This is a genomic window from Serratia sp. MF1(2023) (genome assembly GCF_030954545.1).
GTDB lineage: Bacteria > Pseudomonadota > Gammaproteobacteria > Enterobacterales > Enterobacteriaceae > Serratia > Serratia sarumanii.
This window is the reverse complement of record NZ_JAVHUX010000022.1, coordinates 37,714-59,595: the sequence shown is the minus strand read 5'-3', so window position 1 is coordinate 59,595 and position 21,882 is coordinate 37,714. Positions and strand designations below refer to the sequence as shown.

Below are 21,882 nucleotides of genomic sequence, written 5' to 3'. Positions count from 1 at the left end.
AACTCAGTGATTTTGCTCAATGGATTGGGCTGCCGGTCAGAGTGCGATACACTAACGCTATTGCTGATTAACCCATGAGCCTCTATGCGTGGTTTACCCCTTTGGATAGTGTCGTTGTGCTTTACCGGCTCCGCCCTGGCCACAACAACACCGCCCGCGCCCGCCGCGGCGCCGCTGCCGGACATTCGCCAGAGCGGCTTTGTCTATTGCGTCAGCGGCATACTGAATACCTTCAACCCTCAAATGGCCAGCAGCGGCCTGACGGTGGATACCCTGGCCGCCCAGCTGTACGATCGCCTGCTGGATGTCGATCCCTACACCTACCGGCTGATCCCCGAGTTGGCGCAAAGCTGGGAAGTGTTGGACAACGGCGCCACCTACCGCTTCCATCTGCGCAAGGACGTGCCGTTCCAGACCACCGCCTGGTTCACGCCCACCCGCAAGATGAACGCCGACGACGTGGTGTTCAGCTTCGCGCGCGTATTTGACCAAAAACACCCTTATCACGACGTCAACGGCGGCGAATACCCCTATTTCGACAGCCTGCAGTTCGGCGATTCGGTGCAGAGCGTGAGAAAGCTCGACGACTACACGGTGGAGATCCGCCTGCAGTCGCCGGACGCCTCGTTCCTGTGGCACCTGGCGACCCACTACGCGCCGGTGCTGTCCGCCGAGTACGCCGACACGCTGACGCGCGAAGGCCATCAGGAGCTGATCGACCGCGAACCGGTCGGCAGTGGCCCGTTCCTGCTCAACGAATACCGCTCGGGGCAATATATTCGCCTGGCGCGCAACGCCGCCTACTGGAAAGGCCTGCCGCGCATGCCGCAGGTGGTGATCGATCTGGGCGCCGGCGGCACCGGCCGCCTCTCCAAACTGCTGACCGGCGAGTGCGACGTGCTGGCCTATCCGGCGGCGAGCCAGCTGTCTATCCTGCGCGACGATCCGCGCCTGCGCCTGACGCTGCGCCCGGGGATGAACATCGCCTATCTGGCGTTCAACACCCGCAAGCCGCCGCTCGACAACCTCAACGTGCGCCAGGCGATCTCGCTGGCGATCAACAACCAGCGGTTGATGCAATCGATCTATTACGGCACGGCGGAAACCGCCGCCTCGATCCTGCCTCGCGCCTCCTGGGCCTACGACAACGACGCGCACGTCACCGAGTACGATCCGGCCAAATCGCGCGAAATGCTGCGGCAGGCCGGCGTCGGCCAGCTGAACCTGAAGCTGTGGGTGCCGACCGCCTCGCAGTCTTACAACCCGAGCCCGCTGAAGACCGCCGAACTGATCCAGGCCGATCTCGGCCAGGTGGGCATCAACGTCACCATTGTGCCGGTGGAAGGCCGCTTCCAGGAGGCGCGCCTGATGGAGATGAACCACGATCTGACCCTGACCGGCTGGGCCACCGACAGCAACGACCCGGACAGCTTCTTCCGGCCGCTGCTGAGCTGCGCGGCAATCCGTTCGCAAACCAACTATGCTCACTGGTGTGACCCGGGCTTCGACGAGGTGCTGCAGAACGCGCTGCTGTCGCAGCAGCTGTCTCAGCGCATCGACAACTACCGCAAGGCGCAGAAGATCCTCGAGCAGCAATTGCCGGTGCTGCCGCTGGCCTCTTCCCTGCGGCTGCAGGCCTACCGCTACGACATCAAGGGATTGGTGCTGAGCCCGTTCGGCAACGCCTCGTTCGCCGGGGTGTACCGTGAATCCGCGCCGGAGGTGAAAAAGTGATTATCTTTACCCTGCGCCGCATTCTGCTGCTGCTGATCACGCTGTTCTTCCTGACGCTGGTCAGCTTCAGCCTGAGCTATTTCACGCCGCGCGCGCCGCTGAACGGTGCCGCCCTGCTGGACGCCTATCAGTTCTACTTCGTCAGCCTGCTGCACTGGGACTTCGGCGTCTCCAGCATCAACGGCCAGGCGATCAGCGAACAGCTGCGTGAAGTGTTCCCGGCCACCATGGAACTGTGCCTGCTGGCCTTCGCCCTGGCGCTGTTTATCGGCATTCCGCTGGGCATCATCGCCGGCGTGCTGCGCGGCAAGTGGCAGGACACCGCCATCAGCACCTTCGCGCTGCTGGGCTTTTCGATGCCGGTGTTCTGGCTGGCGCTGCTGCTGATGCTGTTCTTCTCGCTGCATCTGGGCTGGCTGCCGGTATCCGGCCGTTTCGACCTGCTCTATCAGGTGAAGCCGATCACCGGTTTCGCGCTGATCGACGCCTGGCTGTCGGACTCGCCGTACCGCGCCGAGATGATCGGCAGCGCCCTGCGCCACATGATCCTACCGATCGCCGCGCTGGCGGTGGCGCCCACCACCGAAGTGGTGCGCCTGATGCGCATCAGCACCGACGACGTGCTGAGCCAAAACTACATCAAGGCCGCCGCCACCCGCGGCCTGTCGCGCTTCACCATCATTCGCCGCCACGTGTTGCACAACGCGCTGCCGCCGATCGTGCCCAAGCTGGGGCTGCAGTTCTCCACCATGCTCACGCTGGCGATGATCACCGAAGTGGTGTTCAGCTGGCCGGGCCTCGGCCGCTGGCTGATCAACGCCATTCGCCAGCAGGACTATGCGGCGATCTCCGCCGGCGTCATGGTGGTCGGCACGCTGGTGATCACCATTAACGTCCTGGCCGATATTCTGGGTGCGGCAACCAACCCGCTGAAACATAAGGAATGGTATGCCCTTCGATAACGTATACCGCGAGAAAAAAATGCCGAGCCCGCTGCGCTACACCTGGCGGATTTTTTACGGCGACGCGCTGGCGATGATCGGTTTTTACGGGGTGATCGCCCTGCTGCTGCTGTCGCTGTTCGGCAGCCTGCTGGCGCCCTACGCGCTGGATCAGCAATTCCTCGGCTATCAGCTGCTGCCGCCTTCCTGGTCGCGCTACGGCAACGTGTCGTTCTTTCTCGGCACCGACGATCTCGGGCGCGACATCCTCAGCCGCCTGTTGACCGGCACTGCCGCCACCTTCGGCTCGGCGCTGGCGGTGACGCTGGCCGCGGCGTTCTGCGGAGTGATCCTCGGCGTGTTCGCCGGCGTCACTCACGGGCTGCGCTCGGCGGTGCTCAACCACATCCTTGATACCCTGCTGTCCATTCCCTCGCTGCTGCTGGCGATCGTGGTGGTGGCGTTTATCGGCCCCAAACTTGAACACGCCATGCTGGCGGTGTGGCTCGCCTTGCTGCCGCGCATGGTGCGCACCATCTACAGCGCGGTGCACGACGAGCTGGAGAAAGAGTACGTGGTGGCGGCGCGGCTCGACGGCGCTTCCACGCTGCAGATCCTGTGGTACGCCGTCATGCCGAACATCGCCGCGGTGCTGGTGACCGAGTTCACCCGCGCGTTGTCGATGGCCATTTTGGACATCGCCGCGCTCGGCTTCCTCGATCTCGGCGCGCAGCTGCCTTCGCCGGAATGGGGAGCGATGCTTGGCGATTCGCTCGAGCTGGTGTACGTCGCCCCCTGGACGGTGATGCTGCCCGGCGCGGCCATCCTCGTCAGCGTGCTGCTGGTTAACCTGTTAGGCGACGGTATGCGCCGCGCAATCAATGCCGGGGTGGAATAATGCCGTTACTCGATATCCGTAATCTGACGATTGAATTTATGACCGCCGAAGGGCCGGTCAAGGCGGTCGATCGCGTCAGCATGACGCTGACCGAGGGCGAGGTGCGCGGCCTGGTGGGTGAATCGGGCTCCGGCAAGAGCCTGATCGCCAAGGCCATCTGCGGCGTAACCAAAGACAACTGGCGCGTCACCGCCGACCGTTTCCGCTTCGACGACATCGATCTGCTGCAACTGAGCCCGCGCGAGCGGCGCAGGCTGGTGGGCCACAACGTCTCGATGATTTTCCAGGAGCCGCAGTCCTGTCTCGATCCTTCCGAGAGCATCGGCCGCCAGCTGGCGCAGGCGATCCCGGGCTGGACTTATAAAGGCCACTGGTGGCAGCGCTTCAACTGGCGCAAACGCCGCGCCATCGAATTGCTACACCGCGTCGGCATCAAGGATCACGACGACATCATGGGCAGCTTCCCGTACGAGCTGACCGAAGGCGAGTGTCAGAAAGTGATGATCGCCATCGCGCTGGCCAACCAGCCGCGCCTGCTGATCGCCGATGAGCCAACCAACGCCATGGAGCCGACCACCCAGGCGCAGATTTTCCGCCTGTTGGCGCGCCTCAATCAGAACAACAACACCACCATCCTGCTGATCAGCCATGATTTGCAGATGATGAGTAAATGGGCCGACCGGGTGAACGTACTGTACTGCGGGCAAACGGTGGAAAGCGCCCAGTGCGAAGAGCTGCTGGCGGCACCGCACCACCCTTACACCCAGGCGCTGATCCGCGCCATGCCGGACTTTGGCCGCTCGCTGCCGCACAAGAGCCGGTTGAACACGCTGCCGGGCGCCATTCCTTCGCTGGAACACCTGCCGATCGGCTGCCGTCTGGGGCCGCGCTGCCCTTACGCGCAGAAGAAGTGCATCGAAACGCCGCGCCTGCGCCCGGTCAAAAACCACTTCTTCGCCTGCCACTTCCCGCTGAACATGGAGGAGCAATAACATGGAAACGCTGTTGGAAGTGCGCAACCTGAGCAAAACCTACCGCTACCGCACCGGGCTGTTCCGCCGTCAGCACGTCGAGGCGGTGAAATCCGTCAGCTTTACCCTGCGCGAAGGCCAGACGCTGGCGGTGATCGGCGAGAACGGCTCCGGCAAATCCACGCTGGCGAAGATGCTCTCCGGCATGGTGGAACCGACCGCCGGCGAACTGCTAATCGACGATCATCCGCTGGAATTCGGCGATTATCGCTATCGCAGCCAGCGCATTCGCATGATTTTTCAGGATCCGAGCACCTCGCTCAACCCGCGCCAGCGCATCGGCCAGCTGCTGGACGCGCCGCTGCGGCTGAACACCAGTCTGGAACCCGCCGAACGCGAGCAGCGCATCAACCAGACGCTGCGCCAGGTCGGCATGCTGCCGGATCACGCCTACTACTATCCGCACATGCTGGCTTCCGGGCAGAAACAGCGCGTCGCATTGGCGCGTGCGCTGATCCTGCAGCCGAAGGTAATCGTCGCCGATGAGGCGCTGGCCTCGCTGGACATGTCGATGCGCTCGCAAATCATCAACCTGATGCTGGAACTGCAGGAAAAACACGGTATTTCCTATATCTACGTCACTCAGCACCTCGGCATGATGAAGCATATCAGCGACCAGGTGTTGGTGATGCACGAAGGAGAAATCGTCGAACGCGGCAGCACCGCCGAGGTGTTGGCGGCGCCGCTGCACGAATTGACCAAGCGCCTTATCGCCAGCCATTTCGGCGAGGCGCTGACCGCCGACGCCTGGCGGCGCGACGGCGGCCGTTTTTGAGCCCCGTCCTGGCCTGCAATAAACCCGCTGCGGCGGGTTTTTTATTGCCGCACGCGCCTGCCGCTACGCCAGAAAACGCAAATACAAATTACATTCTTGTTATATATCCTTATATTTTATTCCTTTCAGTTATTGATTAGTCCGTAACATTATTTTATCTCGCCAGGGCGATCGGTGAGGATATCCCCTACGTTGAGCCTCTCATACGACAGGATATCGCACTGATGAACAGCCTTCGCCATCGCCGCCTCTCGCAGTTTCTGCTTACGCTGGCCGCCGGTTTCTCTGTTTACGGCCACGCGCTGTGCTGCGATGAGCTGCGCTGAATCCGCCTTTCGCCCCGCCAGCGGGCATGTTGCCTCTTTGTCCAGCCGCCGCTGCCGTATGCAGCGTTGGCTGTTGCTCACGATTAAGGATTGACCCTATGGAACGACTCCGTCGACAACATAATGCCCAGTGGTATCACGAAACCCAAAGCAGCGTACGGGGCGATGCGCCGCTGGAGCCGCAGGCGGCCACCCTGCGCGATCGTTTTCTGCTGGGGCTGGGCGCCTTCGCCGACGAAGCGCTAAATGCTGCGCTCAGCGCCCGCGCCGGGGTATTCAACGCCTCGCTGGCCGGTTACCACGCGCTGTTTCCCGACCAGGTGTCGCTGTCACGATACGTGACATTGTCACCCTACGATCGCCTCAGCACCGCGTTGACCGTCGCTCAGGTGACGGGCGTGCAATCGCTTTGTAGCCACTACGCCGCCCGCCTCGCCCCGCTGCACAGCCCGGACGCCTCCCGGGAAAGCAATATCCGCCTTGCCCAGATCACCCAATATGCCCGCCAGCTCGCCAGCCAGCCCACGCTGATTTGCCGCAGGGCGCTGCAACAGCTTGGCGACGTCGGGCTGAGCCCGGCGGATATCGTAACCTTCTCTCAGACGATCGGTTTTGTCAGCTATCAGGCGCGCGTAGTGGCGGGTGTGGCGGCGTTGGCCGGCCGCCCGGCGGTGGTGGTGCCCGGCTTCCCGAACGTCGAAGACGCCTATGGCGTCGCTTTCAGCGCCGACGAGTTGAGCTGGACTGCGCGTCTGCCGACAATCGACACGGAAGCCGCCGCCGCCGAACAGCTTGACGTGCTGGATCAGAGCCACCCGCAGGCGCGCGCCGAATCTTATTATTTGCTGTTGGCGCACGATGCCGCCGCGCTGCGCGAGCGTAACGGCGTGTTTAACGGCATCAATGCCGAAGGATATGGGTTATCGAGCCGATTGAAAGCGCTGGCGACGCTGGCGGTCTCGCGCATCAACGGCAGCCGCTACTGCGCGGCTACGGTGGCGCAAGAGCTACAGGACGACGGGCTGGCCCAGGCGCTGTTCGCCGGGCTGCCTCAGGGGCTGGCTTTTACCGAGGATGCCGTCAAACGCGCGGTGATCCACACCGCCGCCGAGCTGACGCGCGCTCCGGAGAAATTCACCCCGCAGAGCGTGCAGCCGTTGTTCAACAGCGGCCTGAATCAGGCACAGGCGCTGGAAGTGATCCTCACCGCCGCGCTCTACGCCTGGGAAAACCGCCTGCGCCAAACGCTGGGCGATGCGGAGCCGGCACAGCCGGCGCAATGACCTATCACTGAGTTGACGGCTAATTTCGCCGTTAACTCTCTTTGGTCTATTTTGGCTAAAAACTTCACCAAAAGATGAACTGATAAAGTATAAATCCGAAAAAATAATATTTGTCAGAATTATGATTCGTTTTTTCCTGCCGTTCGCGAAAATAACGACTCGTCAAAATTATGTCTGCAAACAAAGCAATAGAAAGATTGCGCCCTCGCTCAATTATGTAACCGTTCTCATCGCAGAAGCAGTAAAACAAGGTTTTAACCCTGCTAATTAATAGAGGAACACATTAACGCCTCTAACTTTTCAGCAGTGGTGGCCTTGCTGTTTAGTTTCTATGATTAAGCCGATAGCGACGTTGTGATTTCCATTTCAAATATTCACTAAAAATAAACGCTCGCCGTCAACCCCATTATTTTTTGATTTTCCATCACAGCAAAAAAATATTGTGAGGTAACCCCATGTCTGAGCAAGAACTTAAATCCAGCAACAGTATCGTTAACGTGATTGTCGTCATCGATACCGATGCTCTGATAGAAGCATTCGAGAATAACAACCCCAGTCAGGACTCCGGCAACCCAACAGGTATCGGCCATCAATACGCTTATATGGTCGTCACCTCCGAGCAGGTGATCGGCGGTTCCGGCACGGCGGACCTGAACTTTAAAGCCAATGTCGGCGACGTCATTCGCTGGACCGGCACCTCAGAATCCGCCAATTTCGACGCCGGCGTGCTGATCTACGGGCTGCCGCAGTTCGGCAGCGGCACCCAAGTCTTTTCCAACCCGACCTTCAAAATGTACACCCGCAGCTCGATGATGCCGGCGCAAAATACCGTGTTCCCCGTCACCTTCACCAACCAAACCTATTGGTTCATCCAGGCGGACATCAGCAATACCGGCACGGAAAATTATTGCATCCAATTTGGCCTTTATTATCGGCCAAATGGCGGCGATCAGAAATTACTGGGTTATTTCTATTGGGATCCGACCATTACCATCAGCAATTAACCTTATTCCGTCGACCGTTAGGCACCACATGATTATGGCCCCACGGGGCCATAATCGTTGCGGAAACATCGGGTAAAATTAAACGTCTCTATTCATTTTGCCGACGCAGCCACTCGCTGGCGGCGTCGAAGAATTTTTGCGCCAACGGCGTGGCGCGCTCCGCCATATCGACCACCACCGCCGCATGACGCGGCATGGCGCCGATGGCCACCGGGCGCCGCTGCAACGCCGGCATCAGCGGCGATTGCAGCTGGCCGCGCGGGAACAGCCCGCAGCCCAGGCCGACGAAAATTCCCTCCAGCAGTTGGAAGATCGAGGCCGTCTCCAGCCGCGTGTGCAGCGTCAACCCGGCGTCGCGGAAGTGTTGATCGAGATAGCGGCGAAAATAACGCGTCGGCTCGGCCAGGCACAGCGGCAAAGCGGCCACCGCTTCCAGCGGCAACGGCGTATCGCCCACCAGCTTCGGGAAGTGTTGCGGATGAAATACCAGCTCGACGCCGGTTTCCACCAGCGGTTGCGATTGGAAATGCAGCTCCTTTAAGGTCGACAGCTCGAAAAAGCCGATGCCGATGTCGACGGTATGCGCCGTCAGCGCCTCCAGCAGCTGATCGGCGCTCAGCACCGCCAGCCGGTAATCGAGATGCGGGTAACGCGCGCTGACCGCCTTGAGCATTTCCGATACCGAAATACTGCACTGCGGCACCACGCCAAGGCGCAGCGTGCCGTGCAAGCCGTGCTTGAGCGACTCCACCTCCAGCTTCAGCCCCTGGTAGACCGAGACGATCTCACGCGCCCACGCCAGCACCCGCTCGCCTTCGGCGGTAAAACCGCCGAAATGGTTGCCGCGGTTAATCAGCGAAACGCCCAGCTCTTTCTCCAGATTTTTCAATCGCATGGATAGCGTTGGCTGGCTGACGAAGCTGGCTTCCGCCGCCCGGCCGAAGTGGCGTTCCCGTTCTAAATTACACAAATAAATCAGTTGTTTAATATCCATAGCGCGGCTCAATGATCGGCAGTCGCATCAGTATACCAATACCACCGGGCGCCTTCGCCCGCCCGGTGAGTCAGAGCTTCAGCTTCACGTAATCCACCAGGCGCGAGAACACGCCGCCCTGCGGCACCGCCTGCAGCGCGACCAGCGGCAGGGTTTTCACCACCTGGCCATTGTCGCTGATGCGGATCTCGCCGACGGTCTGCCCTTTGCCAATCGGCGCTTCCAGCCGTGCGGTATTGATTACGTACTGCGCCTTCAGCTTGTCCGCTTCGTTTTTTGGCAGGCTGAGCGACTGGTTCTGCGCGCTGCCGACCAGCAAGCGGTGATCCTCGCCGTACCAGACCGGCTCTTCCCCCAGGCTCTGCCCGGCGCTGAACAGGTGTACGGTGGTAAAGTCGCGCAGCCCCCAGGTCAACAGCTTATGCGCCTGCTCCTCACGCCCCTTAGCGCTTTTGCCGCCCATCACCACGGCGATCAGGCGGCGATCCCCTTCGGTGGCGGAGGCGATGATGTTGAAGCCGGCCGAGGCGGTGTGCCCGGTTTTCAGCCCATCGACGTGCAGCGTCTTATCCCACAGCAGGCCATTGCGGTTCTGCTGCGTGATACCGTTCCAGGTCAGCGACTTCTCGCTGTACATATGATATTCCGCCGGTTCACTCATGATAATGGCACGCGCAATCACCGCCAGATCGCCGGCGGTGGTGAACTGCCCCGGCGCATCCAGCCCGTGTACCGTTTCGAAATGGGTGTTCTGCAGGCCCAGCTGCGCGCTCTTCTCGTTCATCAGCTTGACGAAGTTGGCCTGGCTGCCCGCCACATAGTCCGCCATCGCCACGCAGGCGTCGTTGCCGGAATCGATGATAATGCCGCGGCTGAGATCGCGTACCGTGACCCTGTCACCGGGCTTCAGGAACATCAACGAAGACCCCTTGAACACCGGGTTGCCCTGCGCCCAGGCGTCTTTCCCCACGGTGACGACATCGTCAAGACCAATCTTGTGCTGGTCAAGCGCGTGGTCGATCACCAACCCGGTCATGAGTTTGGTCAGGCTGGCCGGGTTGCGCCGTTCATCGGCATTGCCGGCAGCCAACACCTGGCCGGTGGTGTAATCCATCAAAACGTAAGAGGCGGCGTCTATCGCCGGCGGGGTCATGGTGGGAAAATGGGGCGTCGTTCCCGCCGCCTGCGCCGCTAAAGGCAGTAATATACCGCCGATCACCACTGATACTGAACGCTTCACGCTGTGTTCCTCAGGCCCGCAGGCTGAATAAAATGCCAATATAATCCGCGAGATAGACTGCATTAATTCACTTTCAGACGAAACCATTACTCTTTTGCAGCGGGTGTCTTTATGCAACCATTTGTTTACGTCATCGGCCGCCGGCGATAGATAAGCTCTATGCCGCCATTGCCCCATTCGATTAGACGCCACCCGGCAGCCCCCCTAAACTTGTGACATAAATACGCAAGACGCATAAAAAAGCGTTTACTTTTTAGCTACAACCACCTGCGAAGTGTCATCATGAAATTTAAACCGTCAATCAAGCCTTACACCGGCCCGGCGGGCGGCTGGGGTTCGCTTGAAGCCACCACCCGCTTTGTCCTCGACAGTAAACAAACGCTCAAAAACATGCGCAACCTGATGCGCGTCAACAAGGCTCGCGGCTTCGACTGCCCAGGCTGCGCCTGGGGCGACGACAACCACAGCACCTTCAGCTTCTGCGAAAACGGCGCCAAAGCGGTCAGTTGGGAAGCGACTCGCAGCGCCGTCGAGCCAGAGTTCTTCGCCGCCCACAGCGTCAGCACCCTGCAGCAGCAAAGCGACTATTTCCTCGAGTATCAGGGGCGCCTCACCCATCCGATGCGCTACAACGCCGAAACCGACCACTATGAGCCTATCCATTGGCCGGATGCGCTGGCGCTGATCGCCAAGCACATCAACGGCATGGACAACCCGAACCAGATCGAGCTGTATACTTCGGGCCGCGCCAGCAACGAAGCGTCGTACCTTTATCAGCTGTTCGGCCGCATGCTCGGCACCAGCAATTTCCCCGACTGCTCCAATATGTGCCACGAGGCGAGCGGCGTTGGGCTGAAACAGAGCATCGGGGTCGGCAAAGGCACCATCCGCATCGATGACTTCGAAAAGGCCGATGCCATCTTCGTGTTCGGTCAAAACCCCGGCACCAACCACCCGCGCATGCTGCACAGCCTGAAAAACGCCGCCCGACGCGGCGCGCGCATCGTCAGCTTCAACACCCTGCGCGAACGTGGGCTGGAAAGGTTCGCCGATCCGCAGGATCCGGTACAGATGCTGACGCCAAAATCCTCGCCGATCAGCTCTTCCTATTACCAACCGAATCTGGGCGGCGATATGGCGGCGGTGCGCGGCATGGTGAAAGCCCTGCTGGAAACCCACCGCCAGCGTCTGGCCGCCGGCGAGCCCGCCCTGTTCGACCTGGCGTTTATCGAACGACACAGCGTCGGCGTGGAGGCTTACCTGGCGCAGGTAGACGCCACCGAGTGGCAAACCATTACCGCGCAGTCGGGCCTGAGCGAGGCGCAGCTGCGCCAGGCGGCGGCCACCTATCAGGGCGCCGAACGGGTGATCTGCACCTGGGCGATGGGCGTGACGCAGCATAAACACTCCATTGCGACGGTGCGCGAAATCACCAACCTGCAGCTGCTGTTCGGGCAACTGGGCAAACCGGGCGCCGGCCTGTGCCCGGTACGCGGCCACAGCAACGTCCAGGGTAACCGCACCATGGGGATCGACGAGAAGTCGCCCAAAGCGCTGCTCGACAGCCTGGAGCGCCACTTTAACTTTACCGCCAACCGCGCGCTGGGCCACAACACGGTGGAAGCGATCGAAGCGATGCTGCGCGGCGAAGTAAAAGTGCTGATCGCGCTGGGCGGCAACCTGGCCGCCGCGGCGCCGGACACCGAACGCACCGCCCGCGCCCTGCGCAACTGCGATTTGACGGTGCATATCAGCACCAAGCTTAACCGCAGCCACCTGGTGACCGGCAAAGACGCGCTGATCCTGCCGACGCTCGGCCGCACCGAACTGGACATGCAGGCCAGCGGCTCGCAGTACATTACGGTCGAGGATTCGTTCAGCATGGTGCACGCCTCGGAAGGCATCGGCAAACCGCTGGCGGAGACCCAACGTTCGGAGACGGCGATCGTCTGCGGCATCGCCGACGCGGTGCTGGGCACCCGGCAGTTGGACTGGCTGGAACTGGCCGACGACTACTCGCTGATCCGCGATCATATCGCCGCCACCATTCCCGGCTTCGAGGATTTCAACCGGCGCTGCGACCAGCCCGGCGGTTTCTACCTGGGCAATGCCGCCGCCGAACTGCGCTTCGCCACGCCAAGCGGCAAGGCAGAATTCAGCGCCGCCGCGCTGCCGACCACCCTGTTCCCGCAGCTGGGCGGCGAGCAAGCGCCGTTTACCCTGCAGACGCTGCGCTCGCACGATCAGTACAACACCACCATCTATGGTCTGGATGACCGTTATCGCGGCGTTTACGGCCAACGCGAAGTGTTGTTCATCCATCCGGAGGATCTGGCGGCGCTGGGCCTGCAGGATGGCGAACGGGTAGAGATAGAAACCCTGTGGAACGATGGCGTGGTGCGTAAAGTGGACGGATTCAAGCTGGTGAGTTACGACATTCCGCGTGGCAACCTGGCGGCCTACTACCCGGAAACCAACCCGCTGGTGCCGCTGGCCAGCTTCGGCGACGGTACCGGCACGCCGACTTCGAAGTCGATTCCGGTGGTGATCCGCCGCAGCGAACAGCAACCTTCGCTGCGCATCGCCTGAAAACGCGCGCCCGGTTCACCCCGGGCGCGCCAATATCGCCAGGATGGTCTGCAACTCGTCGGACAGCTGATGCCGTCGCCAGACGAAATACAGGTCGCTCACCCCCTCCTCACCCATTTCCACCACCTTCAGCCCCGGCGCCGGCAAGATCAGCGGCAGCAACGAACCGGGTACGCAGGCGACGCCACAACCGGCCTGCACGCAGGCCGCCATCGCGGCATAAGACTCCATTTCCAGCGTCATGCGCGGTTTCAGCCCGCGCGAGGCCAGCCAGTGATCGACCTTCAGGCGAAACGAACATTCGCGGCTGAAGGTGTAAAACTCCAGCGGCGCCAGCGTGGCGGCGTCGGGTTCCCCGGCATCGGCCGGCATCAGCAATACCAGCCGTTCGTCGAATGCCTTTTGGCTGGCCAGCAGCGGATGTTCTATCGGGCCGTCGGTGATCGCCAGATCGAGATCGCTGTCGATCAACATGCGTTCCAGCACCAGCGAGTCGCGGCTCAGCACGTTGATGTGCAGATGAGGCTGTAAACGGCGCAGCCGGGCAATGCGCGCCGGCAAATGGCTGACCAGCGAGAAATCCAGCGCCCCGAGGTTCAGCAGCCCATGTTGGTGCTCGCCGGCGAACAGCTGCTTGCTGCGCTCCGCCTGCGCCACAATGTCGCGCGCCTGCTGGTAGAACAGCCGCCCTTTGGGATTGACGTACAGCCGGTTCTTGTCGCGGAAAAACAGCTCGCCGCCCAGCGACTCCTCCAGCTCGCGCAGCCGCAGCGTGACGTTGGAAGGCACGCAGTGCAGCTCGCGCGCGGCGGCGGCGATGGTTTTATGTTCCACCACGGTGCAGAAAAACTTCAGCTGGCTCAGCTTCATCTATCATTCACTTTTAGTTAGTGTTTTAGTTAAAAACAATCACTTTAGATTAGCATCGATTTCACCTACAGTCTGCCGACACCCTGAGGAGGATCTCTGATGCCACTGAATGACCTACTGACGCTGCCCGGCGTGGCGGCCCAACCGGATGCGGTAACCGACGGTTACGTGTTCAACCACACCATGATCCGCGTGAAGGATCTGACCAAGGCGCTGGATTTCTACACCCGCGTGCTGGGCTTTACCCCGGTTTATCTGGAAACGTTCGAAGAAGCCGCCTTCACCATCTGCTACCTGACGCGCAGCCCGCGTGAACAGATCCCGCAGGACGACGACGAACGCAAGCGCTGGGCGCTGAGCCAGCCGGGCATTCTCGAGCTGACCCATAACCACGACACCGAAAATCAGGCGGATTTCCACTATCACAACGGCAACGGCGAGCCGCGCGGCTTTGGCCACCTGTGCGTCACGGTGCCGGACGTGCACGCCGCCTGCGAGCGGTTTGAGCGCCTCGGCGTCACCTTCCAGAAACGCCTGCATGAAGGCCGCATGAACTACGTGGCGTTCATTCGCGATCCGGACGATTACTGGATTGAAATCCTGCAGCCGACGCCGCTGCAAGACTGACGGTCACCCGCCCTCCACCCCGGCCCTCGCGCCGGGGTTTTTCATCGATAGCGTTTCGATTGACCAATCTTGCGCAAAATCGCGCGGCAACGCGGGGTTCAGTGACGTTAGGCTTGCTCGCAGCGGGTGATTCGCGTAAAACTGTCAGCCGCAAATCTTGCCACTCACAACCCATTCACTGGACGATATGTTTCAAGATAACCCGCTGCTGGCGCAGCTTAAACAGCAACTTCACTCTCAAACCCCGCGCGTTGAAGGCGTCGTGAAAGGGACTGAGAAAGGCTTTGGCTTTCTTGAAGTAGACGGTCAAAAAAGTTACTTCATTCCGCCGCCGTACATGAAGAAAGTCATGCACGGGGATCGCATTATCGCCACCCTGCACACCGAGAAAGAGCGCGAAATCGCCGAGCCGGAAACCCTGGTCGAGCCGTTCCTGTCGCGCTTTGTCGGCCGCGTGCAAAAGCGCGACGACCGTCTGTCCATCGTGCCCGATCATCCGTTGCTGAAAGAGGCGATTCCGTGCCGCCCGGTGCGTGAATTGACCCACAACTTCCAGGCCGGCGACTGGGCGGTGGCGGAAATGCGCCGTCATCCGCTGAAAGGCGATCGCGGCTTCAACGCCGATCTGACCCAGTTTATCACCAACGGTGAAGACCATTTCGCCCCGTGGTGGGTGACGCTGGCGCGTCACAACCTGGAAAAAGAGGCGCCGGAGATGCTGGCTCTCAGCGAGCCGGCCGCCGCGTCGGCGCGTGAAGATCTGACCGCGCTCGAATTCGTTACCATCGACAGCGCCAGCACCGAAGACATGGACGATGCGCTGTACGTGACCGACAACGGTGACGGTTCGCTGCAGTTGACCATCGCCATCGCCGATCCGACCGCCTACGTCGAACAAGGCAGCAAGCTGGACGATATCGCCCGCGTGCGCGCCTTCACCAACTACCTGCCTGGCTTCAACATCCCGATGTTGCCGCGCGATCTGTCGGACAACCTGTGCTCGCTGCGCCCTAACGAGCGCCGCCAGGTGCTGGCTTGCCGCGTGACCATCGCCCCCGACGGCGCGCTGGGCGAAGATATTCAGTTCTTCGCCGCCGAGATCGAATCCAAAGCCAAACTGGTGTACGACGAAGTGTCCGACTGGCTGGAAGGCATTGCCGGCTGGCAGCCGCCGAGCGACGCCATCGCACAGCAGGTAGCCCTACTGAAACGCGTTTGCGACGCGCGCAACGCCTGGCGCCACCAGCATGCGCTGGTGTTTAAAGATCGCCCGGACTACCGCTTCGTGCTGGGTGAAAAAGGCGACGTGCTGGAGATCGTTACCGAACAGCGCCGCAGCGCTAACCGCATCGTTGAAGAGTGCATGATCGCCGCCAACGTCTGCGCCGCCATCGTGCTGCGCGATCGCCTGGGCTTCGGCGTGTACAACGTGCACACCGGTTTCGATCCTGCGCTGGTCGAGCAAGCGGTCACCGTATTGCAGGCCAACGGCGTGGAAGCCGAAGCCGACAAGCTGCTGACCCTCGACGGTTTCTGCGAACTGCGCCGCCACCTGGACGCGCAGCCGACCCAGTTCCTCGACAGCCGCATCCGCCGCTTCCAGACCTTCGCGGAGATCAGCACCACGCCGGGGCCACACTTCGGTCTGGGGCTGGAGGCTTACGCCACCTGGACATCGCCGATCCGTAAATACGGCGATATGGTCAACCATCGCCTGCTGAAGGCGATCATCAACCAGCAGCCGGCGGAAAAACCGCAGGATGACGTGACGGTACAGCTGGCGGAGCGCCGCCGCCTCAACCGCATGGCGGAGCGCGACGTTGGCGACTGGCTGTACGCTCGCTTCCTGCAGGACAAGGCCGGTACCGATACCCGCTTCAACGCCGAGATCATCGACGTGACCCGCGGCGGCCTGCGCGTGCGCCTGCTGGACAACGGCGCGGTTGCCTTCATTCCGGCGCCGTTTATTCACGCGGTGCGCGACGAGATGCAGTGCAGCCAGGAAACCGGCACCGTGCAGATCAAGGGTGAAGTGGTTTACCGCCAGAGCGACACCTTGCAGGTCACCATCGCCGAAGTGCGCATGGAAACCCGCAGCGTGATCGCCCGCCCTGCGGCCTGAACGCCAATCTGAAACGGTAGCAGCGCCAAACGCCGACGGTGAAAACCGCCGGCGTTTTTTTTCGCCTCATTCCGGCTAGCGCAGCGGCTCGCCGCCGGTTTCGCGCAGCAGCGGCAGCACCGCCAGCGAAGCCAGCGTCGCCAGCATCAAATAGACGGCGGGCGCCAGCAGCGAGCCGCTCAGCGCGATCGACTGCGAGGCGATGTACTGGGCAAAACCGCCGAAGATCGCCACCCCGAGGCTGTAGACCAACGCAAACCCCAAAGCGCGAATGCGCTGCGGGAACAGCTCCGAAATCATCAGCATGGTCGGCACCGAACCGAGCGTGGTCAACCCGACCAGCAGCGCGACTATCAGCAACAGCACCGCCGGATGCGGCACCGCGCTCAGCCACCAAAACGCCGGCAGGGCCACGATCAGAATTGCGATCCGCGACCAACGGATCAGCGGCAGGCGGCCGTAACGATCGCACCAGTGCCCGACCAGCAGGCTGCCGCCGAAGGTGACAAGCCCCGCCAGTAGCATCGCGGCATAGCCGTAGGCCTGCGCCATCCCCAAGTATTTCACCGCGTAGGTGCCGAGATAATACATCGAGATGTAAGTGGCGACGGTGGCGCCGATGGTCAGCATCACGCCGAGCACCACCGCCCGCGAGTGCTTGCGCAACTGCGCGGGTGGCTCGTGCGCCCGCGGCACCGACGGCCGATCGCTCTCCAGCCCGAGACGCAGCCAGCAACCGAGCGGCGCCAGCGCCACGCCGATAAAGAAAGGAATACGCCATCCCCACTCGGCCATGGCGTTCGGCTCGCCGGAAAGCACCGGCAAGGCCGCGCTGAGCGCCAGCGCGGTGACGCCGCCAACCACGGTGGCGATGCCCTGCGTCGCCAACGACCAGCTGGAATAGAAGCCGCGCCGGTTGGGCGGCGCCGACTCCACCAGCAACGACATCGACGCCCCTACCTCGCCGCCCGCCGCCACGCCCTGGATCAGGCGCGCCGCTACCAAGGTGACGGTTCCCCAGTAGCCGGCGCTGGCGTAGGTCGGCGCAAAGCCGATCATCGCCGTGCCCAGGCTCATCAAGGAAATCGTCAGGATCATCGCCGGTTTGCGGCCGCAGCGATCGGCATAGGCGCCAATCAGAATGCCGCCCAGCGGCCGCATGAAGAAGCTGACGCCAAACGTCGCGAACGCCAACAGCAATGCCAAATGCGGATCGCTGGACGGTGGAAAGAACAATACGCTGATGTAAATAACGAAGAAGTTATAAATACCGAAGTCAAAAAACTCCAGCGCATTACCGAAAGAGGCGGCGAATATGATCTTTTTGCCGCTGGCGTTCGGAGCCGATATTATTGCCGTTTGAGTTTCAGCCGTATTTTCACTCATCATTATCTTCCCTGTTATTATTTTTCGCGTTTATTTTAAATACGCTTCCGCCAACGCTGCCCAATAATGGCTGCCGGCCGCCAGACAGCCGTCGTTAAAGTCATATCCCGGGTTATGCACCATGCAGCTGCCTTCGCCATCGCCGTTGCCGATGACCAGGTAACAGCCCTGCGGGTGCGCATCGAGCATGAAGGCGAAATCTTCGCTGCCCATCAGCGGCCGGGCGCCATAGTGCGCGCGGGCGGCGCCGAACTGCTGTTCCGCCACGCGGTGGGCGAAACGGGTCATCCCTTCGTCGTTGATCAGCACCGGCGTGCCGTTAACATGTTCCACCACCGCGTGAGCGCCGAAGCTTGCCGCCTGCGCCTCGATCAGCGCCGGAATGCGCGCCAGCAAGGTTGCGCGCGCCTGGCGATCCAGCGAGCGCACGCTGAGCTTCATCTCCGCGCTGTCCGGGATCACGTTGGCCGCCTCACCGGCCTTGATGCTGCCGACGGTGATCACCGCCGCTTCCAGCGGATCGATATTGCGCGAGACGATGCTCTGCAGGGAAACGGTGATATGCGAGGCCACCAGCACCGGATCGATCGCCAGCTGCGGGATGGCGCCGTGGCCGCCACGCCCCTGCACCCGCACGTTGAACTGATCCATCGAGGCCATAAACGGGCCGTGCTGGAAGAAGAACTCACCGAGCGGCATGCCCGGCATGTTGTGCATGGCGAAGATGGCGTCGCAGGGGAAGCGCTCGAACAGCCCCTGTTCCACCATGCGCGCGCCGCCGTTCAGCATCTCTTCCGCCGGTTGGAAAATCAGGTGCAGCGTGCCGTTGAAGTTGCGCGTATGCGCCAGGTAACGGGCGGCGCCGAGCAGCATGGTGGTATGGCCGTCATGGCCGCAGGCGTGCATGCGGTTGGCCACGCTGCTGCTCCAGGGTTTGCCGGTGTTCTCCTCGATCGGCAAGGCATCCATATCGGCGCGCAGCCCGAGGCTTTTCACGCCGTCGCCCGCCCGCAGCGTGCCCACCACGCCGGTGCCCGCCAATCCGCGGTGCACCTCATAACCCCACGAACTCAGATAATCCGCGACCAGATCGCTGGTGCGAAACTCTTCGAAACCCAATTCGGGGTGCTGATGAATATCGTGCCGAATAGCCGTGAGCTGCGGTAAATACCCTTCGATGATTTTATTTATCATAATTACATTCCTTTCGTGATTTTATTATTTATTTGGTGAATGAATAAACCTGGGGGTGAAAATAAAGGTATAACACGGCATGAATAATTTTATTTCGGCTCGCCTCGACAGATAAAATAATAATCCGCCAGACGCCGTATCCAGATAAAAAACGACAATGATTCGCTGTCCGCGCCGCGAAAATGCAGAATGAATAACTGCCCGGGATTCTGTGGGCGGCAGCCTGCGCCAACGCTGTTTCATCACTTTGTTTTTACACTAAAACCCCACCTGCTTCACATTTCTCATCCGACCTGCCGCGGTTCAGCGGCAAAACTTCTACTGTTAAAACGTCATTCCAAATAACAACGTCGATTTTTACCTCTGTACGCCAAGGAGTTGTTTCATGAAAAACATCAGGTCCGGACTTATCTGGCTGCTGGTGGCGTTGGTCGGCGCCTTCGCCTTCGCCATGCTGGCGCTCAGCCGCGGCGAACACGTCAACGCCGTCTGGCTGGTGGTCGCCGCCGTCGCCTGCTACAGCATCGCCTACCGCTTCTACAGCCGGTTTATTGCCGACAAGGTCTTTGAACTGGACGACCGCCGTCTGACCCCGGCCGAACGCCGCAACGACGGCCTGGACTATGTGCCCACCAACAAATGGGTGCTGTTCGGCCACCACTTCGCCGCCATCGCCGGCGCCGGGCCGCTGGTGGGGCCGATTCTGGCCGCGCAGATGGGCTTCCTGCCGGGGACCATCTGGATCCTGGTCGGCGTCATGCTGGCCGGCGCGGTGCAGGATTTCCTGGTGCTGTTCATTTCCACGCGCCGCGACGGGCGTTCGCTGGGGGAAATGGCCAAGCAAGAGTTGGGCGCCTTCGCCGGGGTGATCACCATGCTCGGCGCGCTGGGGGTGATGATCATCATCCTGTCGGCGCTGGCGCTGGTGGTGGTAAAAGCGCTGGCCGACAGCCCGTGGGGGCTGTTCACCATCGCCGCCACCATCCCGATCGCGCTGTTCATGGGCATCTACATGCGTTTTATCCGGCCGGGCAAGATCGCTGAAATTTCAGTGATTGGCTTCGTGCTGATGCTGCTGGCGATCATTTACGGCGGCAACGTGGCGCAAGATCCCTACTGGGGGCCGTTCTTCACGCTGCACGGCACCACCCTGACCTGGGTGCTGGTGATCTACGGCTTCGTCGCTTCGGTGCTGCCGGTGTGGCTGCTGCTGGCGCCGCGCGACTACCTTTCCACCTTTATGAAAATCGGCGTCATCATCGGCCTGGCCATCGGCATCGTCTTCGCCATGCCGGAGATGAAAATGCCGGCGGTTTCGCGCTTCATCGACGGCAGCGGCCCGGTGTTCGCCGGCGCACTGTTCCCGTTCCTGTTCATCACCATCGCCTGCGGCGCCATTTCCGGCTTCCACGCGCTGGTCTCCAGCGGCACTACGCCCAAGCTGGTGGAGCGCGAAAGCCACATCCGCTTTATCGGTTACGGCGCCATGCTGATGGAGTCTTTCGTCGCCATCATGGCGCTGATCTGCGCCTCGGTGCTGGATCCGGGGGTTTACTTCGCCATGAACTCACCGGCGGCGCTAATCGGCACCACGGTGGAAAATGCTTCGCAGGTCATTAACAGCTGGGGCTTTATCGTCACGCCGGAAACGCTGGCGCTGATCGCCAAAGAGGTGGGTGAGAACTCCATCCTGTCGCGCGCCGGCGGCGCCCCGACCTTCGCCGTGGGCATGGCACACATCATCAGCGAGGTGTTCAACAGCCGGGCGATGATGGCCTTCTGGTACCACTTCGCCATTCTGTTCGAAGCGCTGTTCATTCTGACCGCCGTCGACGCCGGCACCCGCGCCTGCCGCTTTATGGTGCAGGATCTGGTGGGCGTGGCGGTGCCGCAACTGGCCAACAACCGTTCCTGGTTCGGCAACCTGGCGGGCACCACGGTGGCGGTGGCCGGCTGGGGCTTCTTCGTGTATCAGGGCGTGGTCGATCCGCTTGGCGGCATCAATACCCTGTGGCCACTGTTCGGCATCGGCAACCAGATGCTGGCATCGATGGCGCTAATCCTCGGCACCGTGGTACTGTTCAAAATGAAAAAACAGCGCTACGCCTGGGTCACCATTCTGCCGACCGCCTGGCTGTTCGTGACCTCCATGACCGCCGGCTGGCAGAAGATCTTCCACGAAAAACCGAGCATCGGCTTCCTGGCGCAGGCGAAGAAGTTCTCCACCGGCATCGAGCAAGGTACGATCATTGCGCCGGCCAAGTCGTTAAAAGACATGGAAACCATCGTGTTCAGCAACCAAATCAACGCCGCGCTGTGCGGGTTCTTTATGCTGGTGGCGGTGACCATGCTGATCGCCGCTTTCTTCGCCATCCGCCGAGCGTTGCGCACCGAACAACCGACGGCGCACGAGGTCAGCGCCGCACTGCGGGAGGAAACCAGCCGTGGCTGAGTCCCGGGGTTGAGATAGACGGCCGGCCTCTCGAGCAATGCGCTGCTCGAGGGGTTGGGTCGTTACCGCGCCGGTGGGCAATATTGCGTTTACGGCGGCATCCGCCTCCGCCTCACCGATCAACGGACTGCTGCAGCTGTTTTATTTCTTGCCTGCCTAGGCTATTTCTATTTTTTGCTTTCGCTCAGTTGCGTATGGCACGACTGGCACCCGGCCATGCCGTTCGCCTGACGCTAGACCACAACGTGCAGTAAAGACACGAGATAGGAGGTAGGAGATAGGAGATAGGAGATTTTCAGGGACTACTCGGGAACATACATACCAGAAGCTTCGGTGCAATGGGCATTTACCGAAGTGCAAAGAAACTGAAGTATCACAAGGGTATCATTGCTGATCTTCCATTATCGTTATGTTAT

General features: G+C 61.1%; 16 protein-coding genes. 11 read left to right on the top strand and 5 right to left on the bottom strand.

What is annotated here, in order from left to right; translation table 11 throughout:
• Positions 1-84 precede the first annotated feature (84 nt).
• The 7 genes from sapA to REA38_RS13325 all read left to right on the top strand — a co-directional run bounded on the left by sapA (position 85) and on the right by REA38_RS13325 (position 7,992).
• The gene (gene sapA / locus REA38_RS13355; RefSeq protein ID WP_033648454.1) at positions 85-1,734 is read left to right on the top strand and encodes an ABC transporter substrate-binding protein SapA; all 1,650 of its coding nucleotides are present in this window, start codon (positions 85-87) and stop codon (positions 1,732-1,734) included.
• Positions 1,731-2,696 (top strand): putrescine export ABC transporter permease SapB, encoded by a 966-nt coding sequence (gene sapB / locus REA38_RS13350; protein ID WP_004930575.1) that lies wholly within the window; start codon positions 1,731-1,733, stop codon positions 2,694-2,696. The genes sapA and sapB overlap by 4 nt, the downstream gene beginning before the upstream one ends.
• Positions 2,683-3,573 carry a putrescine export ABC transporter permease SapC gene (gene sapC / locus REA38_RS13345; protein ID WP_004930580.1) on the top strand — a complete coding sequence of 297 codons (891 nt, stop codon included), beginning with the start codon at positions 2,683-2,685 and terminating at the stop codon, positions 3,571-3,573. The genes sapB and sapC overlap by 14 nt, the downstream gene beginning before the upstream one ends.
• Positions 3,573-4,565 (top strand): putrescine export ABC transporter ATP-binding protein SapD, encoded by a 993-nt coding sequence (gene sapD / locus REA38_RS13340; protein WP_004930587.1) that lies wholly within the window; start codon positions 3,573-3,575, stop codon positions 4,563-4,565. The genes sapC and sapD overlap by 1 nt, the downstream gene beginning before the upstream one ends.
• 1 nt (position 4,566) lies before the next feature.
• Entirely contained in the window at positions 4,567-5,379 is an 813-nt protein-coding gene (gene sapF / locus REA38_RS13335; protein WP_033648455.1) for a putrescine export ABC transporter ATP-binding protein SapF, read from the top strand.
• A 424-nt stretch (positions 5,380-5,803) separates the two neighbouring features.
• Positions 5,804-6,988, top strand: coding sequence for a peroxidase (locus REA38_RS13330; protein ID WP_308886027.1), 1,185 nt, complete (start codon positions 5,804-5,806; stop codon positions 6,986-6,988).
• 455 nt (positions 6,989-7,443) lie between these two features.
• The gene (locus tag REA38_RS13325) at positions 7,444-7,992 is read left to right on the top strand and encodes an inclusion body family protein (RefSeq protein ID WP_033634697.1); all 549 of its coding nucleotides are present in this window, start codon (positions 7,444-7,446) and stop codon (positions 7,990-7,992) included.
• A gap of 88 nt (positions 7,993-8,080) precedes the next feature.
• Here the strand turns inward: REA38_RS13325 and REA38_RS13320 are convergent, their stop codons facing one another.
• Together REA38_RS13320 and dacD are read right to left on the bottom strand one after the other, a co-directional pair.
• The gene (locus REA38_RS13320; protein ID WP_033653045.1) at positions 8,081-8,986 is read right to left on the bottom strand and encodes a LysR family transcriptional regulator; all 906 of its coding nucleotides are present in this window, start codon (positions 8,984-8,986) and stop codon (positions 8,081-8,083) included.
• Between the two features lie 70 nt (positions 8,987-9,056).
• The gene (dacD, locus tag REA38_RS13315) at positions 9,057-10,226 is read right to left on the bottom strand and encodes a serine-type D-Ala-D-Ala carboxypeptidase DacD (RefSeq protein WP_308886026.1); all 1,170 of its coding nucleotides are present in this window, start codon (positions 10,224-10,226) and stop codon (positions 9,057-9,059) included.
• 282 nt (positions 10,227-10,508) lie between these two features.
• On the opposite strand from dacD, the gene REA38_RS13310 reads away from it, so the two are divergent.
• A complete protein-coding gene (locus tag REA38_RS13310) occupies positions 10,509-12,815 on the top strand; it encodes an FdhF/YdeP family oxidoreductase (RefSeq protein WP_041035302.1) in 2,307 nt (768 codons plus the stop codon).
• A 15-nt stretch (positions 12,816-12,830) separates the two neighbouring features.
• Here REA38_RS13310 and REA38_RS13305 read toward each other — a convergent pair whose 3' ends face one another.
• Positions 12,831-13,685, bottom strand: coding sequence for a LysR family transcriptional regulator (locus REA38_RS13305; RefSeq protein WP_033648464.1), 855 nt, complete (start codon positions 13,683-13,685; stop codon positions 12,831-12,833).
• 99 nt (positions 13,686-13,784) lie between these two features.
• On the opposite strand from REA38_RS13305, the gene gloA reads away from it, so the two are divergent.
• Together gloA and REA38_RS13295 are read left to right on the top strand one after the other, a co-directional pair.
• Positions 13,785-14,312, top strand: a complete 528-nt coding sequence (gene gloA / locus REA38_RS13300) for a lactoylglutathione lyase (protein WP_308886025.1) — start codon at positions 13,785-13,787, stop codon at positions 14,310-14,312.
• 187 nt (positions 14,313-14,499) lie between these two features.
• On the top strand, positions 14,500-16,434 hold the full coding sequence (locus REA38_RS13295) for an exoribonuclease II (protein WP_308886024.1): 1,935 nt from the start codon (positions 14,500-14,502) through the stop codon (positions 16,432-16,434).
• A gap of 75 nt (positions 16,435-16,509) precedes the next feature.
• Here REA38_RS13295 and REA38_RS13290 read toward each other — a convergent pair whose 3' ends face one another.
• Positions 16,510-17,820 (bottom strand): MFS transporter, encoded by a 1,311-nt coding sequence (locus REA38_RS13290; protein WP_049212557.1) that lies wholly within the window; start codon positions 17,818-17,820, stop codon positions 16,510-16,512.
• A 30-nt stretch (positions 17,821-17,850) separates the two neighbouring features.
• Positions 17,851-19,014, bottom strand: a complete 1,164-nt coding sequence (locus tag REA38_RS13285; RefSeq protein WP_308886023.1) for a M20 aminoacylase family protein — start codon at positions 19,012-19,014, stop codon at positions 17,851-17,853.
• 385 nt (positions 19,015-19,399) lie between these two features.
• On the opposite strand from REA38_RS13285, the gene REA38_RS13280 reads away from it, so the two are divergent.
• Positions 19,400-21,466, top strand: a complete 2,067-nt coding sequence (locus tag REA38_RS13280; protein WP_060421267.1) for a carbon starvation CstA family protein — start codon at positions 19,400-19,402, stop codon at positions 21,464-21,466.
• The last annotated feature ends 416 nt before the right edge of the window (positions 21,467-21,882 follow it).

Bases quoted from the DNA above. Each gene is read 5' to 3' on its own strand.
- sapA (WP_033648454.1), top strand. From the start codon at position 85: ATGCGTGGTTTACCCCTTTGGATAGTGTCGTTGTGCTTTACCGGCTCC.
- sapC (WP_004930580.1), top strand. From the start codon at position 2,683: ATGCCCTTCGATAACGTATACCGCGAGAAAAAAATGCCGAGCCCGCTG.
- sapD (WP_004930587.1), top strand. From the start codon at position 3,573: ATGCCGTTACTCGATATCCGTAATCTGACGATTGAATTTATGACCGCC.
- sapF (WP_033648455.1), top strand. From the start codon at position 4,567: ATGGAAACGCTGTTGGAAGTGCGCAACCTGAGCAAAACCTACCGCTAC.
- REA38_RS13330 (WP_308886027.1), top strand. From the start codon at position 5,804: ATGGAACGACTCCGTCGACAACATAATGCCCAGTGGTATCACGAAACC.
- REA38_RS13325 (WP_033634697.1), top strand. From the start codon at position 7,444: ATGTCTGAGCAAGAACTTAAATCCAGCAACAGTATCGTTAACGTGATT.
- REA38_RS13320 (WP_033653045.1), bottom strand. From the start codon at position 8,986: ATGGATATTAAACAACTGATTTATTTGTGTAATTTAGAACGGGAACGC.
- REA38_RS13310 (WP_041035302.1), top strand. From the start codon at position 10,509: ATGAAATTTAAACCGTCAATCAAGCCTTACACCGGCCCGGCGGGCGGC.
- REA38_RS13305 (WP_033648464.1), bottom strand. From the start codon at position 13,685: ATGAAGCTGAGCCAGCTGAAGTTTTTCTGCACCGTGGTGGAACATAAA.
- gloA (WP_308886025.1), top strand. From the start codon at position 13,785: ATGCCACTGAATGACCTACTGACGCTGCCCGGCGTGGCGGCCCAACCG.
- REA38_RS13295 (WP_308886024.1), top strand. From the start codon at position 14,500: ATGTTTCAAGATAACCCGCTGCTGGCGCAGCTTAAACAGCAACTTCAC.
- REA38_RS13290 (WP_049212557.1), bottom strand. From the start codon at position 17,820: ATGAGTGAAAATACGGCTGAAACTCAAACGGCAATAATATCGGCTCCG.
- REA38_RS13285 (WP_308886023.1), bottom strand. From the start codon at position 19,014: ATGATAAATAAAATCATCGAAGGGTATTTACCGCAGCTCACGGCTATT.
- REA38_RS13280 (WP_060421267.1), top strand. From the start codon at position 19,400: ATGAAAAACATCAGGTCCGGACTTATCTGGCTGCTGGTGGCGTTGGTC.